Here is a 16,235-nt window from a genome sequence, read left to right as displayed (position 1 = left end):
AGGCTGCTCTCATGAATCTCATGTCTCGTACGACTGCCTGCGGGGCAGTCATGTGTCCATGGGGGGATGCAGTGAGCAGTGTCGGAAGACCCCGTCTGGCCGTCGCGACCGCGGCAGTGGCCGCGATGGCGGGGGGTCTTGTCTCGGTCGCCACCTCGCCGGCGTCGGCGGCGGCCTGCGCGGCGAACACCTATACGCGGCAGTTCTTCGCGAACACCTCCTTCTCGGGCACACCGAAGCGCACGGACTGTGACACCGCAGTGAGCGAGAACTGGGGCAGCAACTCGCCGGGGGTCTCCGGCGTTTCGAAGGACAACTTCGGCGTCCGCTGGACCATGACCCGTGACTTCGGCTCCGGCGGTCCCTTCGAGTTCACCGCCTCCGGCCAGGACGGCATCCGCGTCTACCTCGACGGCTTACGCAAGATCGACCTGTGGAAGAACGGATCCAGCACCGTCTCCCGGACCGTGGACCTGACCATTCCCCGCGGCACCCACACCCTCCGCATCGACTACGTCAACTGGAACGGCGCCGCCGCCGTCAAGTTCGCCTACACCCCGCGCACCAGCGCCGCCGTGGACCATGTCGCCCCTCTCACGCCGACCGGGCTGTCAATTGCCCGGGACGCCGATGCCAAGCGGAACGTCCTGCGCTGGTCGGCGAACAAGGAGATGGACATCGCCGGCTACCGCGTCTACCGCCGCACCCCCGACCAGACCTCCTTCGGCAGCCCCATCGCCAGGGTCGCCGGCACGACCTTCACGGACACCACCGCCGGAGGCACCACCCACCTCTACGAGGTCCGCGCCGTCGACATGTCGGGCAACGAGTCCGCCGGGACCTCCGATGTCTCGGTCACCGGGAACCCGGTCTTCCTGCGCCAGTACTTCGCCAACACCACCCTCACCGGCACCCCGAAGCGCACCGACACCGACACCGCGATCAGCGAGAACTGGGGCAGCAACTCGCCCGGAGTGTCCGGCGTCGGCAAGGACAACTTCGGGGTGCGCTGGCAGATCACCCGCGACTTCGGCTCCGGCGGCCCCTTCGAGTTCACCGCCTCCGGCCAGGACGGCATCCGCGTCTACCTCGACGGCGTACGCAAGATCGACCTGTGGAAGAACGGCACCACCACCGTCTCCAAGGCCGTCACCCTCACGATTCCTCGCGGAACTCACGTCCTCCGCGTCGACTACGTCAACTGGACCGGCTCCGCCGCCGTCAAGTTCGCCTACACGCCCGGCGCGTCGGGTTCGGACAACGTCGCCCCGCTCGCGCCGACGGGGGAGAAGGTGGTGTACGACGAGGACACCGACTCCGCCACCCTCACCTGGGCGCCCAACAAGGAGATGGATCTCGCCTCTTACCCCTATCAGGTATACCGGCAGATCGCGGACGACGGCTGGATCTCCATGGGGGCGAGCAACAAGACCACCTGGACCGACCGCGAAGTGCCACGCGACGGCAGGACCCGCCAATACGTCGTTCAGGCCACCGACCGCGTGGGGAACGTGTCCGAGCGGACCCCCGTCCTGACGGTCACCCCGCCCGACGCCATCGTTCCGACGGCCCCTGTCCTCGCCGTGTCCCACAAGGTGGGCACCGCCAGCTCTCTCGACATCAGCTGGGACCAGCCCAGCGAACGCACCCAGCATGAGCTGCGCAACGGCGGCACCCTCAACATCTACCGCTCCACCAGCGACACCCTCGGCCACAACCCCGAACTCGTCGCCACGGTGACGGCGGCCTCAGCGTCGGTCGAGGACTACGCGGATGAACTGCCTGCGTTCGACGGCACCACCTACACCTACGCCGCCGTGGTCACCGACGCCGCGGGCAACGTGTCCCCGATGTCGGAGCCGGTCACGGTGACCCCCGACAGCGTCGCCCCGCCCGCGCTCACCGGCCTGACCGCAACTCCGCGTGCGGACGGCGTCGTACTGAGCTGGGACGTGCCTGCCGAAAGCGGCTTGCGCTACGTCGCCGCCCGCGTCGTACAGCGGCTCGATGGCAGCATCCACTACGACAGCACCGGGTGTCACGACGCCGCGTCAACGGCTCCCGACAAGGATGTGCCGAACGCGCTGCTGTGCGCAGGACCCCTGGACGGCGAAACAGTGACCTTCTTCGTCGCTGCGGTGGACCGGTGGGACAACCACATCGCCTGGGCCGACGCCCCCACCGTCACCGTCACCGAACCTGACAACAGGCCCGACGACGCCCGCGGTGACGACACCGGCTCGCTCACCATCGTCGCCCCAGACACGGTCGGCGCCCTCGGGCATGTGCAGTGGACATGCGACGACGAGACCCTCTGCGCCGGCATCACCGAGTACCACGTGGACAGCTGGAACCCGTCCACCCACACCTACGAACCCGCCAGCACCGTCGCGAGCTCCAAGGGCCCCCTCTACAAGTCCGACGTGCGGGTGGCCCTCGGCGATACGACGTACTTCCGGATTACTGGAGTTCTCGCCGACGGCACCGCCGCCGCAGTGACTCACGGCGCGGGATCCCGCGGCGACACACTGTAAGGCTCAGGGGTTGTTCTCACCGCCGGGCGCCACACGTTCTCGCGTTCGTTCGCCTCGGTGCAACCGCGCCGAGGGCCGCGCCGCCAAGGCCGCGACCCTCGGCGAGTACAGCTCCATGATCCATGATTGGGCAGGCTCGCCCGACGGAGCTGATGCAGCTCAGCGCTCTCGCACTTGTTCTTGCAGGTCCTGAACGCGGCTTGATGACCCATGTAAAGCCTCGCTCACAAACCTTTATGGGGCGGGGCGACACCTCCGTTGCCGACCGCGGGGCAGCGCAACGGGCCATACCTGGAACCTCGTAGCTTGCGCCTCGTGGTCAGCGAGAATCAAGCAGACCGACGACGTCAGCCCCAGGTCCTAGCTGATCATCAGTCGCTACTGCTGCGACCGCGGTCGGCGCTGCGAGTCCACAGGGACAGGTCGCTGCTCGTCGCTACGGCAACGGTCTGCCCGGAGGGAGAAAATCCAGCGGCACGGAGTTCGGAGTAGTTGGAATGGAAGATGTGCCACCAGCGCTCCCCGTGCGGGCCGGAGTGCGGCAGACCGCCGTCGCGAGAGAGCAGGACACGCTCGTTCGGCCAGGCCGGGGCAAGGACCTCCAGCGTCCAACCGTCTCCGCTAGTGGTGTGCAGTCCTCCCCCGAAAAGTCCGGCGATGCGCACCCTGCTTCCGGCGACCGGTCCCAACCCGGGACACCACAGTGCGGGGTCCGCGTCGCGACCACTTTCCTCGAGGTCCGCGTCACGATCCCGCGCGATCTTCTCGCCGGTGACGGCGTCGAAGAGACCGTGCCCGTCGTGGGAGACGACCATCACCAGATCATGGCCGGTGTCGGGGTCCGTCGCGAAGCCGATCCCGAGCAGCCCGCCGACAGGGACGCCGTACTCGTACTCGAAGACGGGCCGCCAGGGGTCGGGCGCGGGCACCACCGGGGCCGCGAGAATCCGGTACCGCATCGTCCGCTGGTAGTCCGAGAGTTGGGGCTCATGATCGGACTGGCCGACCGGGGGCGTCTCCTTCGTCCACTTCGTCACGGGACCATGATCCTCGCCTCGAAGGCCGGCCCCTAAAAGAGTGCCCCTGGTCCACCGCACAGGCGCAGCCCGCGGCCACCGTCATCGGGATGGACGCCTGCCTTGCTTTGTGGGCTGTACGTTTTGCCCGGCGGACGGCTACCGCCAGCAGTATCTTGACCGCGACATCAACGACCGCGGCGGGACCGGCGTTTTTTGTCCGATCGGTGTCGCTCCGACCAATGGGGAGTGTCGCCGTGGACCCTGATCTCCTGGCGGCTTTGTGGAACGAACGGCATCCGTCAGGCCCTCCCGTCGCTCACACGTTCCGCACCAGGTACGCCGATCGCTGGGTGCGCTTCCACAGCCTTCCCGGCTCGAAGCGTTACCCGGAGTCCGAGGACGAGTACGCGATCGTGCTGGACCGATACAACACGATCCTCGACGAGTTGTTCGCGGACACGGACGTGTTCGTGGTGACCATGGACTGGTCGTACACACCGAAAGGGCCTGCGGGCTACCCGACTCCACGACCGATGCTGCACCCCGACGGCGTCCGCTGGTGGACCGAGTCGGACCAAGGGGACCCCGACCCGGAGTTCCACACCCACACGCGTCTGTATGCAGACCAGCGTCGGTGGAACCGCGGATGCATTGACGAGCTGTTGCGAGCCGTCGCGGACGAGGCGCTCGTCGAAGTCTTTGTTGTCGACACAGAACTGCGGCGCATCCACCATCCCTACGACGGGGGCGCAGACGTCATCCTTGTCACGCCCGCAGAGCGTGACGGTGTGCGTGACCAACACACCGCCTGGCTTTCCAGCCACCCAGCCGGCCTCTGAGAGCCGAGCGGGTTCCCCCGGCCGACCGCGCGGGAGTCTGTGAACGCGCTTGATGATCCATGTCAAGCCGCGTTCACAGACCCTTGTCTCGGCTCCGCCGACTGCAACTGGCAAGTTGTTGACTGCGGAACTCTGGACTGCTGGCGGGCTGGCGGGCCGGCGGAAGTCGGGGCGGACCGGCCTCTGGGGTGGCCGGGGGAGACATAATCCGGGCGTGATACTCACCGCCCGACAGCTCGCCCTGGCCACCCTGGACCGTCAGCTCTTGCTCGAACGCCAACGCCTTGATGTGGCGGAGGCTGTTCGCCGGATCTGTGCTTTGCAGGCGCAGGCGCCGGCATCGCCGTATCTGGCGTTATGGAATCGCGTGCAGGACTTCGCGCCTGAGGATCTCGACGCGGCGTTCGCGGACCGCCGGATCGTGAAGGCGACCCTCATGCGGCTCACGCTGCATGCAGTCCACGCCGAGGACTACGAGCCCTATCACGCTGCCATGTTCAGCACTTTGCGGGCGTCACGGCTCTACGACCGACGGTTCACCGCGACAGGACTGTCCCCCACTGACGCTGATGCGCTACTCCAGGAGCTCGCCGGGTTCCTGGAGCGGCCCCGCGTCACTACGTCACGGGGAGGTTCGGCGAGCACGCGCACCGTGTGTGGTGGGCGCTGCGCACGTATGCCCCCGTGCATCATGTGCCGACGGGTGGCCCGTGATCGTTCACACAGCCGAACACCTACCGTGTCTCCCCAACGGCTCCTGGATCCGCTCCACGGGAATCGGACGCTGGGGTTCAGCGGTTGCTGGTCTCTTACCTACGGGCGTTCGGGCCTGCGTCGGCCCAGGATTTCGCCCGGTTCACCCTGCTGACGCGTCCCGTGATAACCCAGGCGCTACACAAGCTTGGCGACCAGGTGGTACCAGTGGCAGGGCGGGGCCGCGCCGCTCTGTTCGACCTCGTGGACGCTACCCTGCCCGCCGAGGACACCCCGGCGCCGCCGAGGCTGCTGCCGATGTGGGACAGCACGCTGTTGGCCCACGTCATCCCCGGTCGCGTCATGCCCGAGGAGTACCGGCCGCTGGTCGTCCGGCGCAATGGTGACATGCTGCCCTGTCTGCTCGTCGACGGGCAGGTCGCCGGAGTATGGCGTGCAGCGGACGGCCGGCTGGAGTTGAGCACGTTCCGCAAGCTCGGCAAGGCCACGTGGCAAGGTCTGACGGAGGAGGCAGAGAGGCTGTCAGCGCTGCTCGTCAACCGCGATCTATCTGTCTACCGGCGTTATGGACATTGGTGGGACAAGGGGGTCCCCGCTGTCGAGCGCATGACGGTCAAGGGCTGACCGCGCCGCCAGGCTGCACGCTTGCCTACGGGACTTCGTCCGCGGCGGCTAAGGGCGCGAGGGTGGTTTGGAAGAGGTCGTCCGGGCCCACGGCATCGACGTGGAGCAGATCAGCCCGTGCGCGGACGCTGCCAGCAGGACGGTCATGGTCTGTGAACGCGGCTTGGTGACCCACGTCATCCTGTCGCGCTTCCAGATGGCCGGGAAACGGCCGTCCTGGACGGCGGACAGGCCGATTGTCGGGGCGTACGCCTGGTAAACGGTGATCGTGGATGTCGTGTGCAGCGCCCGGATCCTGTGTTGCGGTTCGTCCATGATGTACAGGTTGAGGTCCTCGATCCCTGCCGGCCATTTATTTTCGAAGGCGTCTGTTGCCGTTCATGAGACCGGCAGAGGTTGAGAGTCCAGGTGAGGGACCACTTCAATGGCGCAGTGACTACAGCATCGATGGATCGCATGAGAATGATCGCCGGACGGGTTCCGGTCGACGACGTCATGGTGATGCTGTCTCGGCACAGGCCGGTCTTCCACTCCGAAGCCGATCTTCAGCACAGTTTTGCCCGGGTCCTCTGGGAGTTGGCGCCGGACGTGCAATCACGGCTTGAGGTTCCGCAGCGAGGGTCGGGCAAGGCCGAGTATCTGGACCTCCAGTGCCTCGGGCCTCACGGCAGCACCGCGATCGAATTCAAGTACTTCACCCGCGGCTGGACCGGCACGGCCGGCACTCCGGTCGAGGACTACGCCCTGAAGGCACACGGCGCCACGGACCTGGCCCGCCTGCACTTCGTTCGGGACATTGCGAGGCTGGAGCGCTTCTGTCGTCGGCCGGATCAGAACGGTCTCGCCCTCATGCTGTCCAACGAGCCGTCCCTCTGGACTCCGCCGGGCCCCGGCCGCCGACGCACCCGGGACGATGACTTCCGGATTCACCACGGGCGGGGGCTGGCGGGGACGCTGCTCTGGGCCGAGGGGACTTACGAGCCGAACGCTTGCAGCCTGCGAGGTGCGTACCCCCTCAGATGGGAGACGTATTCCGAGCAGAGTGGAGCAGGCGGAGAGTTCCGTTACCTGGCAGTGTTCGTCGGTTCATCGCCAGGCGGAGCCGACCACACCACAGGTGCGCAGCCGGTTCGTTGAACCCTGCGAAGCGCAACGTGCACGATGGTCGCCGAACACGGCCGTCGACATGGGGCCAGTCATCCGTGGCAGCGGGAGCAAGACCCGTTGAGGTCGCTGCTCATCCCTCAGCCGGCGTCACACCGATCGGGCAGGAGACCCCCGTCCCGACGGGCCTGGGCTGCCATGTGCCCCTTGGGAGGGGTGGCAGTTCGAGACGGCTACGGATGTCGCTGAATCGAAGCCCGCACCAGCACATCAACGGCTTGGCCGGACAGCCTTTCAGCCTCTGCTGTCGGTGCCTTGGGTTTCATGAACCCTGCTCACCGGTGGCCGGGCACGACGGGGCGAGCTCAATTCCCCTCAGGCTTAGGACGTGGTTTGTCATTAGCTTCCTGGAGAGCTGCGACGGGAGCGCTGCCAGGTTGTATCAGGAGCCAGGCCCATGCGGCATACTCTTTTTCTTGGACTGCGATCTCCCGAAAGCTGCCGGACGACAGGCCCGGCAGACCACTCATCACCACATCCTGATAGAGGCTGTCGGACACGGCTAGAGCGACTCCAGTACCGGATGATTCACTCAGAGCAGTTCGCAACGCACGGGAACCGACGATCCTTGCTGCGGAGATGATTGCTCGACCCACATATCCGTTCGCTGCTTGACGTACAACGCCAGCATCCAATGCGGCCCGCAACCTGATTCGGGATTCTTCCCGTAGCGGCTCATTGATCCATTCAACAGCCTCCATGAGTGCGGACACCAAGCGGGGAAGAACTCGCGGTAGAGGAATGTGCGGGTGGACTAGCAGCAGGGCTCCATCGCCCTGGTCCTGCTTGACGACCTCCTCCTCAGTGAGGCCGGCTCCGTCGCGGGCTCTCTCGATGATCTCGACGAGCCATCCTTGGATGCGAGACTGGTCTGCAATTGGGCGCTGGCTGTAGCCTTGCACATCTATGAACAAGCACAACCTGGTCAGACCGTCAAATTCCATACGTCCTCCAGCTCACTTTGACGTTATCTGCGGGTGCCCGTCTCGGGATGGGATCCTCAACTCCTACGTTCCTCTTTTCGAACTCTTACTCGGTGCCTCCCCCATGCGGCACCACCATAGAGTAGCGTCGCCAGGGCGGCCCCACCGCCAGCCATTGGACCGCTCTGCTTTACGACAAATTGGTAGACGGCTATCCCGAATAGTGCAGAGGCCGAGATCCAGCAGAGAACGGTCAGCGCGACGAGGAGGTAATCGATCGCGCGTTCAATCCTTTCTAGCCGCCGCTCCATGTCGACATGATCGCGGCGCAGGCAGAGGGGGTTTTCTTGAGCTCCAGATCCGACGGTTGTGTGGTGGGACATCGACGCTCCCGCGTTTGACGATGTTCTGGTTTTAGTTGCCGGTGAATGCCGCTTTCCACCTGGCGTGATGTTAAAGGATCTGTCAGCTGACAGCCCTATCTGAGTGGCTGACGGTATTTCCCTCCATGATCCGAAGATCATCTATGTCTTTAGGGCGCATCAGCTTCTTCTTGTATGCGGCGACATCGGATAGGGATGCGAATGGCAGTCCGTCGATCCAGTCCGCACGCTCCATCAATTCTTCAAACCTGAAGCCCGGAGAAATCCATTCGCTGTACACCTCAATGCGTCCACCCCAGAAATGCATGGCGCCGCTGTTGGTTGAAGTTCCTGTAGCGGGAACCCCTAGTCGGCATGCCTCGCTCCATGCGGCCCCTCGGGCCAGTACATCCACATCGCTGATACTCCTTCGGATGCCGTGGGCCAACAATGGGGCACTTCCGAAGATGAGAAAGTCGCCTTTTGTAAAGTTCAAGGAAATTAGGCGCCGGACGAGAGGGTGCCTTGTGATGTTCTTATTAACTTCCATGGTGGGCGAAATCTCTCTCGGTTGTGGATTTTTAAATGTAAACTAGGATGACGCGGTAAAATTCCCCTCAGCGATACGAGACAATGACGGGAGGTCTCGAATTGTGATTACCTGACGTCCGGTGGTTACAATGCCTCTCTCTTTGAACTTTCTGATCACCTGCGTCACCGATTCGCGTGATGCGCCGACCAAATCCGCGAGATCCTGTTGGCTAAACCGTAGGGCGAGTCCGTTCTCAGTCTGGATTCCCAGCTCTTTCGAGGTCAGTTCGACTAGCCCCTTAGCGAGTCTCTGCTCTACGCCTAGGAAAGACTCGACGCTCTTGCGGGTCGCTTCCTCGAGGCGTTCATCGGCGGCGATCAGTTGAGCGTGCATTGCGCGCGGGTGATCGTACAAGAAATGAAGCCATGTCGTGGCAGGCAGGTACAAGGCCTCTACGTCATCGAGGGCGAAGACGCTGGCCGAGCGTGGTTTTTGTCTGACTGCGGCCATTTCGCCGATGATCTCGCCTGGGCCGCGGAGGGCCACGATGTGTGGGGGATTCCCGATCTGCACCTTGACGTGTCCACTGCGGATGAGTAGAGCGAAGTCCGTCTCCTCGCCCTCTCCGAACAGGACGCTGCCGGAGGGGTACCGCAGCACATGGCCCAGATCTTCCAATACGGCTATCTCGTCTTCAACGAGGAGGGGTAGACCGCTTTCCGGTGAAGGATGACTCACACTCTTGAGTGTAGTACTTCACATAACTCTGCGGAAGGGCACGCTGAGAGTAGCTCGGTGATCAAGTGCTGATCTGGGACGGGCGCCTGCTGGGGACGACCCGCTGGGGTCCGTCGCCTCACAGGCTCAGGTCTCCTGGCAGGCCACCGCTGCTGGCTGGCATGCTCAGCCACCCAACAGGACGGCCAACCTGCTCCGCTCCCCGTCCAGGTCCCTGTAGCCCGGCCGAGATGCCTTCGGTAGCGCGAGTCCCGTCGCCAGACGCGACCGGTGCCGCCGCGGCGGCCCGGCTTGAGAAGCGGCCACATCCTGAAGCGGAGCGGCGCGCGGTCGTGAGTGCGCGCGTCGTGGCCGTAGAGGAGAGGCGACGTGGTCACGAAAGGAGCCCCTCCAGACCTGTGTTTGCGCAGGCGTGTTCGGATTACAGGCAGGTGCTCGGTGCTCCCTGAAGCTGAGTTCGGCGATGCGACGATCACCGAACCCGGACACCGCGCCCAAGGCGGGGACGCCGACGTACGGACAGTCATTCGTGGGGGCAGGCGTGAGGCTGGTTGAGCAAGACGCACCCCAATTCGGCTCGAACGGGATACTTAGCCTGATTCCATCCAGACGAGCCTGTGCTGCCGTGTGCCCCGCTACGCAGCGGGTTGGACCGCGTATTGCTGTGGTGGCCTGCCCATTTCCCGGAGCCACCCGTGCCCGTCCGCGTCCTGGAACTTGAAGAGGACGGCAGGACCTCAACTCAACTGTTCGCCCACGTCAACAGGGGGCGGTCGGCGGGGATTCCGGAGTCCTCCGCATCGTCACTGTGGCAGCGTCGCCGGGCTGCCGCCGTTCGCCTCGTAGCCCGCCACCGCCAGTGCCCGGTACACCGCGAACTCCGCCGCCGGGTCGGCGGACAGGGTCCAGGGGAGGGCTCCGATGTGGCCGTCGATGTGTATGAGCTGGTTCATCGCCTCGGACCAGCGCTCGGCGCGGACCAGGAAGAAGACCAGCAGATGGCGTACGTGCGCGAGCATCGGGTCGTCCGGGCGGGCCGAGTGGACGGCGTGCAGCGCTCCGTGGATCGCCTTCGTGACGACCTCGCTCTGGTAGAAGCCGCTGACCAGGTTCACCTCGGGCAGGTGCTCGAAGACCGCGAACAGCGGCATGGCGGCCAGCAGCGAGCCCTGCGGCGCTCTCGCCGCCGCGGACTCGGCGAAGGAGTACGCCAGCTGCCGCGAGCCGTGCCACTTCTCACACCAGTAGTGCAGCGCGGCCAGATGCGCGCCCATGTGCGCCGGGGCGCGGTCCAGGATCTTCAGCCACAGCTGCTCGAACTCCGGCCGCGGATAGGCCAGTCCGCGCGCCACCGACAGCTCGACGATGTACGGGACCGGATCGCCGGGGGCGAGCAGCGCCGCGTCGCCGCAGGCCGCCCTCGCCTCCTCCATGATGATCCGGAACTCGTCCGTGCCCCGCGTCGCCGTCCGCCACGCCTGCTGCGCCAGGAACTCCGCGTGCACGGCCGCCCCGCCCGCGTCCTTGGGCTGCTCGGCCCGCCACACCCGCAGCCACTGCCCGCCCGGCGTCTCGCTGACCCCGCCCGGCCGCTGCTGCAGTTCCAGCGACGCGGCGCCCGCGAAGGCCTGCACGCGCTGCCAGCGCAGCTCGCCCTCCGTCTCCGTGCCGGCCAGCAGCTGGGAGGCGGCGCGGTAGTCCTGGGTGCGCTGCACCAGGTCCAGGACGTCCAGCAGGTCCTGGTCGAGGCCGGGCATGCGGACGTCCAGCTCCTCCTCGCGTACGAAGCCGTAGTTCGCGGGGTCCGCGGCGTCCGGGTGGCCCGGTGGGACCTGCTCGATCATGCCCCGGCGGCGCCGCATGACCGGGAGCAGCACGAAGCCGAGCATGACCAGCGCGATCAGGACCCAGAGAATTTCCATGCCTCAAGCGTTCCAGACGCCTCGGACAATTGGCCAACCCGGTCGGCGCACCTGTGGAAAACTCCCGCGGCCCGGTGCCTGGCCGGCCCGTGACCGAGGGAAATCCCGACCGTGGGACCGCTCCGGCCTCGGCGTCCGTCACTCGCCTCGCGAGCGCACTACCCTCGGTGCCCATGAGCGACAGGCACATCAGTCAGCACTTCGAGACCCTCGCGATCCACGCGGGCAACACCGCCGATCCCCTCACCGGCGCCGTCGTCCCGCCGATCTACCAGGTCTCGACCTACAAGCAGGACGGCGTGGGCGGCCTGCGCGGCGGCTACGAGTACAGCCGTAGCGCCAACCCGACCAGGACCGCCCTGGAGGAGAACCTCGCCGCCCTCGAGGGCGGTCGCCGAGGTCTCGCGTTCGCGTCCGGACTGGCGGCCGAGGACTGCCTGTTGCGTACGCTGCTCAGCCCCGGCGACCACGTGGTCATCCCCAACGACGCGTACGGCGGCACATTCCGGCTCTTCGCGAAGGTCGTCGCCCGGTGGGGGGTGGAGTGGTCGGTCGCCGACACCAGCGATCCCTCCGCCGTACGGGCCGCCATCACCCCGAAGACCAAGGCCGTGTGGGTGGAGACCCCCTCCAACCCGCTGCTCGGCATCACCGACATCGCCGCCCTCGCCCACGTCGCCCGTGACGCGGGCGCCAGGCTGGTCGTGGACAACACCTTCGCCACGCCGTACCTGCAGCAGCCGCTGGCGCTCGGCGCGGACGTCGTCGTGCACTCACTGACCAAGTACATGGGCGGCCACTCGGACGTCGTCGGCGGTGCCCTGGTCGTCGCCGACGAGACGCTCGGCGAGGAGCTGGCGTACCACCAGAACGCGATGGGCGCGGTCGCCGGGCCCTTCGACTCCTGGCTGGTGCTGCGCGGCGCCAAGACGCTGTCCGTGCGGATGGACCGGCACAGCGAGAACGCCGGCAAGGTCGCCGACATGCTGACCCGGCACGCGCGCGTGACGCACGTTCTCTACCCGGGTCTGCCCGAGCACCCCGGCCACGAGGTCGCCGCCAAGCAGATGCGGGCCTTCGGCGGCATGGTGTCGTTCCGGGTGGCCGGCGGCGAGGAGGCGGCCGTGGAGGTCTGCAACCGCGCCAAGGTGTTCACGCTCGGCGAGTCCCTGGGCGGCGTCGAGTCCCTGATCGAGCACCCCGGACGCATGACGCACGCGTCCGTGGCCGGCTCGGCCCTCGAGGTGCCCGCCGACCTCGTCCGCCTCTCCGTGGGCATCGAGAACGTGGACGACCTCCTGGAGGACCTGCAGCAGGCCCTCGGCTAGCCGCCCACGCGGCTCACCAGCCCGTGTACGGGGGAGTCGTCTGCGAGGGCGGCTCCACCCACGGGCGGGCCATCATGGCCCACACGAGGAACGCCACGGCCACGGCGCACAGCAGCAGCCACAGCGTCCGGCGGACCATCCTCCTGCGGCGCACCATGCGGGCGCCCCGCCGCATGACCTCCGCGTACAGGTCCGGCGGCACGGGCGGCGGAGCCTGCTCCATGATCCGCCGTACGGTGGCTTCCCGCTCGGTCCGGTTCACCCGTGCCACCCCCGTTCACCCGGGCCGCTTCGCGCGCGTACGGCCGCCGCACCGACGTCACCCACGCGGGCGTCCCCCATCCCGCCGTCGCGGCGACTCATGACGGTGCCACCTTCGCCCCCACCACGGCCGGAGCGGGATTCCGCGGAGGTTGCAGCAGCGTGGTCGTCGCGCGGTCGCAGATCGTGCGGACCCGTTCCACCGGCAGGCCCAGGAGGGCCGCCGTCTGTTCCTCGGCGACGCCCTCGTACAGGCGCAGGACCAGGATCAGGCGTTCCTGCGGTGCGAGCGTGGCCAGGGCGGCGCCCGGGTGGGTCCGGGCGCGGCCGAGACCGCCGTACTGGTGCCAGGCCGCGCGGGCGAAGCGGGTGGCCAGGTACTGGCGGGCGCGGTCGTACGGGTCCTCGCCGCGCAGCCGGTTCCAGGAGATGTACGTGTGGGCGAGGGCCAGCGTCAGCAGGCGCCGCGCGCGCGGATTGTCGTCCGGGGCCTCCGCAGTGAGCAGCGTGGCGGCATGCAGCAGCCGCCCTGCCGCGCCCGCGACGAACGCCTCGAACTCCCGGGCCCGGCGGGCGCCCTGCAACGCCTGCCGTTGTCGCACCGCGCCTCCCGCCCTGACGCGACCCTGCGGAACCGGGGCCCGGCCGTGTACGGCATCCGGAACCGTGTACGACGGGCCCGGTCTCATATGAGGCCAGAGGTGGCCCCACGGTCAAGAGCCGCGCGACAACCACAACACGCCCGGCTCCCCGACCAACGCACGCGCTGACCCCCGTGACGCACGCGCAGCAGTCGCCGACGCACCCAACGTACGCCCGGAGCCCCGGGGTACCCGCAGATGCGCGGCCCCCCCCGACGCACCCATGCACACACAGCAGCCGCCAGAGGAGCCATGATCGCGTGGGCGGAGCAGCGTGCCGCAGTCATGCACGCGCGATGCAACTGCCGACGCGCTCGGCGCCCGTGAAGTCCCCGCGCGCAGCGTAAGCAGCCACTGGCACGGCCACGCACGCTCCGGAGCCCAGCGACACAACCTCGCACGGTCGGAGTCCCCGGTGCACCAAGATCCGTTGAGCCCCCGACGCGCCCACGCACGGGTTCAGCTCCCCGACGTCATACGCACCGCGGAGCCCCCGACGCGCAACGCACGTGCCCCTCTCGACGTACGCACACGCGCGTGCAGCCCCGACGCACGCGCGTGAGGCGTGGCGCACGTACGCGCGCGTGAAGCCGCCACGCCCCTACCCCCGCACGCGTGAAGCGCCCCCCGCCGCGTGAATCGCCACGCCCACCCCCGCACGCGTCCCCCGTCGTGCGCGTGCCGAGTGTCTACGACGGGGACGACGCCTCCGGGCCCGGAACGCCCTGGGCCGTCATCCGGGCGGACAGGGCGGTGTTGAAGCGGGTCAGGAGCGCGCAGAACGCCTCGCGCTCCTCCTGCTCCCAGTCCTGGGTCAACTCCGCCATCAACTGTCGCCTGGAGGAGCGCACTTCTTCCAGCCGGGAAAGGCCGCGCGGGGAGAGCTGGAGTACCACCGCGCGCCCGTCCTCGGGGTGCGAGGTGCGCTTGACGAGCCCGGTGTCCACGAGCGGCGCCACCTGCCGGGTGACCGTCGAGGAGTCGATGCCCATGCTGGCGGCGAGCGCCTTGACGCCCATCGGACCTTCCTTGTCCAGGCGGTTGAGCAGCAGGTATGCGGCGCGGTCCATGGAGTTGCGCACCTGCCCGACCCCCCCGAGCCGGGTCTGTTCGGCACGCCGGGCGAAGACCGCCACCTCGTGCTGCAGCGTGTCGAGGAGACCGCTGTCACCGACGGTCGTCATGTCCATCGACATTTCAGGTGTTGTGGGCATGGCCGGAGGCTCGCTTCATGAAGGTGGTCTGTGAATGGGGGACAGAGTACGCGGCCGGAAGGCGGGCCGTACCGGCGCTGCGCAAACCAGTCTCGGAGGTTGGTCACACCGGTCGCGGGACCCTGTGAACTGCGATGCTTGAGTCATGAGCTACAGCACGGCTGACTCCTTGCGGCACGTGACCCTCGACGACGTTCGGGGCGCCCAGAAGATGCTCTCGGGCGTGGCACGGGTGACGGCGATGGAGGGCAGCAGGCATCTGTCCCAGCTGGTCGGCGCGCCGGTGCACTTCAAGTGCGAGAACCTCCAGCGGACGGGCTCCTTCAAGCTGCGCGGCGCGTACGTCCGGATCGCCGGCCTGCTGCCGGAGGAACGGGCCGCCGGGGTGGTCGCGGCGAGCGCCGGCAACCACGCGCAAGGCGTCGCCCTCGCGTCCTCCCTGCTCGGCGTGCGGGCGACGGTGTTCATGCCGCGGGGCGCCCCGCTGCCGAAGATCAGCGCCACGCGCGAGTACGGCGCGGAGGTGCGCCTGCACGGGCAGGTGGTCGACGAGACGCTGGCCGCCGCGCAGGCGTACGCGGCCGAGACGGGCGCGGTGTTCATCCACCCCTTCGACCACCCCGACATCATCGCCGGCCAGGGCACGGTCGGCCTGGAGATCCTGGAACAGTGCCCGGAGGTGCGGACCGTCGTCGTCGGCATCGGCGGCGGAGGCCTCGCGGCCGGTATCGCGGTCGCGGTGAAGGCCCTGCGGCCGGACGTGCGGATCGTGGGCGTGCAGGCGCAGGGCGCGGCGGCCTATCCGCCCTCGCTGACGGCCGGGCACCCGGTGTCGGTCGAGAACCCGGTGACGATGGCCGACGGGATCAAGGTCGGGCGGCCCGGCGACGTGCCGTTCGGGATCGTCCAGGAGCTGGTGGACGAGGTCCGCACGGTCACCGAGGATCAGCTCGCCGCCGCGCTGCTGCTGTGCCTGGAGCGGGCGAAGCTGGTCGTCGAACCGGCCGGCGCGAGCCCGGTCGCCGCACTGCTGGGCGAGCCCGGCTCCTTCGCGGGCCCGGTCGTCGCGGTGCTGTCGGGCGGGAACGTGGACCCGGTGCTGATGCAGCGCGTGCTGCGGCACGGCATGTCCGCGCAGGGCCGCTACCTGGCCGTACGGCTGCGGCTGACGGACCGGCCGGGGGCGCTCGCGACGCTTCTCGGGGTGTTGTCAGTGGTGGACGCTAACGTCCTTGATGTGAGTCACGTACGGACCGATCCACGGCTCGGGCTCACGGAGGCGGAGGTCGAGCTGCACCTGGAGACGAAGGGGTCGGAGCACTGCGCCGAGGTCGGCCGGGCGCTGCGCGAGGCGGGGTACACGGTCATCGGCTGAGGTCGCAGACCGCCCGCCCAAGCGGAACGGCCTGCTCAGGGGCTC

13 protein-coding genes and 2 pseudogenes are annotated in these 16,235 nt (G+C 67.6%); 6 read left to right on the top strand and 9 right to left on the bottom strand.

Translation table 11 applies throughout. The features are described 5' to 3' along the window. The first annotated feature begins 71 nt into the window (after window positions 1-71). The gene (locus ABZ453_RS06535) at window positions 72-2,534 is read left to right on the top strand and encodes a PA14 domain-containing protein (RefSeq protein WP_359012143.1); all 2,463 of its coding nucleotides are present in this window, start codon (window positions 72-74) and stop codon (window positions 2,532-2,534) included. A 371-nt stretch (window positions 2,535-2,905) separates the two neighbouring features. Here the strand turns inward: ABZ453_RS06535 and ABZ453_RS06530 are convergent, their stop codons facing one another. Continuing rightward, the gene (locus ABZ453_RS06530; protein WP_359012141.1) at window positions 2,906-3,571 is read right to left on the bottom strand and encodes a hypothetical protein; all 666 of its coding nucleotides are present in this window, start codon (window positions 3,569-3,571) and stop codon (window positions 2,906-2,908) included. A 221-nt stretch (window positions 3,572-3,792) separates the two neighbouring features. On the opposite strand from ABZ453_RS06530, the gene ABZ453_RS06525 reads away from it, so the two are divergent. Beyond that, the gene (locus tag ABZ453_RS06525) at window positions 3,793-4,392 is read left to right on the top strand and encodes a hypothetical protein (RefSeq protein WP_359012139.1); all 600 of its coding nucleotides are present in this window, start codon (window positions 3,793-3,795) and stop codon (window positions 4,390-4,392) included. Between the two features lie 214 nt (window positions 4,393-4,606). Further along, window positions 4,607-5,730: pseudogene (locus tag ABZ453_RS06520) on the top strand (winged helix DNA-binding domain-containing protein). Window positions 5,731-5,889: 159 nt separating this feature from the next. Here ABZ453_RS06520 and ABZ453_RS06515 read toward each other — a convergent pair. Further along, window positions 5,890-6,045 (bottom strand): annotated as a pseudogene (locus ABZ453_RS06515) (DUF4291 family protein); the annotation flags it as partial. A gap of 141 nt (window positions 6,046-6,186) precedes the next feature. On the opposite strand from ABZ453_RS06515, the gene ABZ453_RS06510 reads away from it, so the two are divergent. Further along, window positions 6,187-6,867, top strand: a complete 681-nt coding sequence (locus ABZ453_RS06510) for a hypothetical protein (RefSeq protein WP_359012137.1) — start codon at window positions 6,187-6,189, stop codon at window positions 6,865-6,867. Window positions 6,868-7,199: 332 nt separating this feature from the next. On the opposite strand, the gene ABZ453_RS06505 is transcribed toward ABZ453_RS06510, so the two are convergent. The 4 genes from ABZ453_RS06505 to ABZ453_RS06490 form a co-directional block, all read right to left on the bottom strand. Beyond that, a complete protein-coding gene (locus ABZ453_RS06505; RefSeq protein ID WP_359012135.1) occupies window positions 7,200-7,838 on the bottom strand; it encodes a hypothetical protein in 639 nt (212 codons plus the stop codon). 444 nt (window positions 7,839-8,282) lie between these two features. After that, window positions 8,283-8,594, bottom strand: a complete 312-nt coding sequence (locus ABZ453_RS06500) for a hypothetical protein (RefSeq protein WP_359012133.1) — start codon at window positions 8,592-8,594, stop codon at window positions 8,283-8,285. Window positions 8,595-8,771: 177 nt separating this feature from the next. Then, the gene (locus ABZ453_RS06495; protein WP_359012131.1) at window positions 8,772-9,449 is read right to left on the bottom strand and encodes a Crp/Fnr family transcriptional regulator; all 678 of its coding nucleotides are present in this window, start codon (window positions 9,447-9,449) and stop codon (window positions 8,772-8,774) included. 803 nt (window positions 9,450-10,252) lie between these two features. After that, on the bottom strand, window positions 10,253-11,371 hold the full coding sequence (locus ABZ453_RS06490; RefSeq protein ID WP_359012129.1) for a hypothetical protein: 1,119 nt from the start codon (window positions 11,369-11,371) through the stop codon (window positions 10,253-10,255). Between the two features lie 173 nt (window positions 11,372-11,544). Between ABZ453_RS06490 and ABZ453_RS06485 the strand changes: the two genes are divergently transcribed. Beyond that, a complete protein-coding gene (locus tag ABZ453_RS06485; protein WP_359012127.1) occupies window positions 11,545-12,699 on the top strand; it encodes a cystathionine gamma-synthase in 1,155 nt (384 codons plus the stop codon). Between the two features lie 13 nt (window positions 12,700-12,712). Here ABZ453_RS06485 and ABZ453_RS06480 read toward each other — a convergent pair whose 3' ends face one another. The 3 genes from ABZ453_RS06480 to ABZ453_RS06470 all read right to left on the bottom strand — a co-directional run bounded on the left by ABZ453_RS06480 (window position 12,713) and on the right by ABZ453_RS06470 (window position 14,797). Continuing rightward, window positions 12,713-12,961, bottom strand: a complete 249-nt coding sequence (locus ABZ453_RS06480) for a hypothetical protein (RefSeq protein WP_359012125.1) — start codon at window positions 12,959-12,961, stop codon at window positions 12,713-12,715. 97 nt (window positions 12,962-13,058) lie between these two features. Then, window positions 13,059-13,562 carry a sigma factor-like helix-turn-helix DNA-binding protein gene (locus tag ABZ453_RS06475; protein ID WP_359012123.1) on the bottom strand — a complete coding sequence of 168 codons (504 nt, stop codon included), beginning with the start codon at window positions 13,560-13,562 and terminating at the stop codon, window positions 13,059-13,061. Window positions 13,563-14,290: 728 nt separating this feature from the next. Then, on the bottom strand, window positions 14,291-14,797 hold the full coding sequence (locus ABZ453_RS06470; protein WP_208783080.1) for a MarR family transcriptional regulator: 507 nt from the start codon (window positions 14,795-14,797) through the stop codon (window positions 14,291-14,293). Window positions 14,798-14,960: 163 nt separating this feature from the next. Between ABZ453_RS06470 and ilvA the strand changes: the two genes are divergently transcribed. Beyond that, on the top strand, window positions 14,961-16,190 hold the full coding sequence (gene ilvA / locus ABZ453_RS06465) for a threonine ammonia-lyase (protein WP_359012121.1): 1,230 nt from the start codon (window positions 14,961-14,963) through the stop codon (window positions 16,188-16,190). Window positions 16,191-16,235 lie beyond the last annotated feature (45 nt).

The sequence above is a fragment of the Streptomyces sp. NPDC005799 genome (genome assembly GCF_040630525.1).
Taxonomy (GTDB): Bacteria; Actinomycetota; Actinomycetes; order Streptomycetales; family Streptomycetaceae; genus Streptomyces; species Streptomyces griseorubiginosus_B.
The sequence above is the reverse complement of the archived record's forward strand: the minus strand, read 5'-3'. Positions and strand labels throughout refer to the sequence as shown.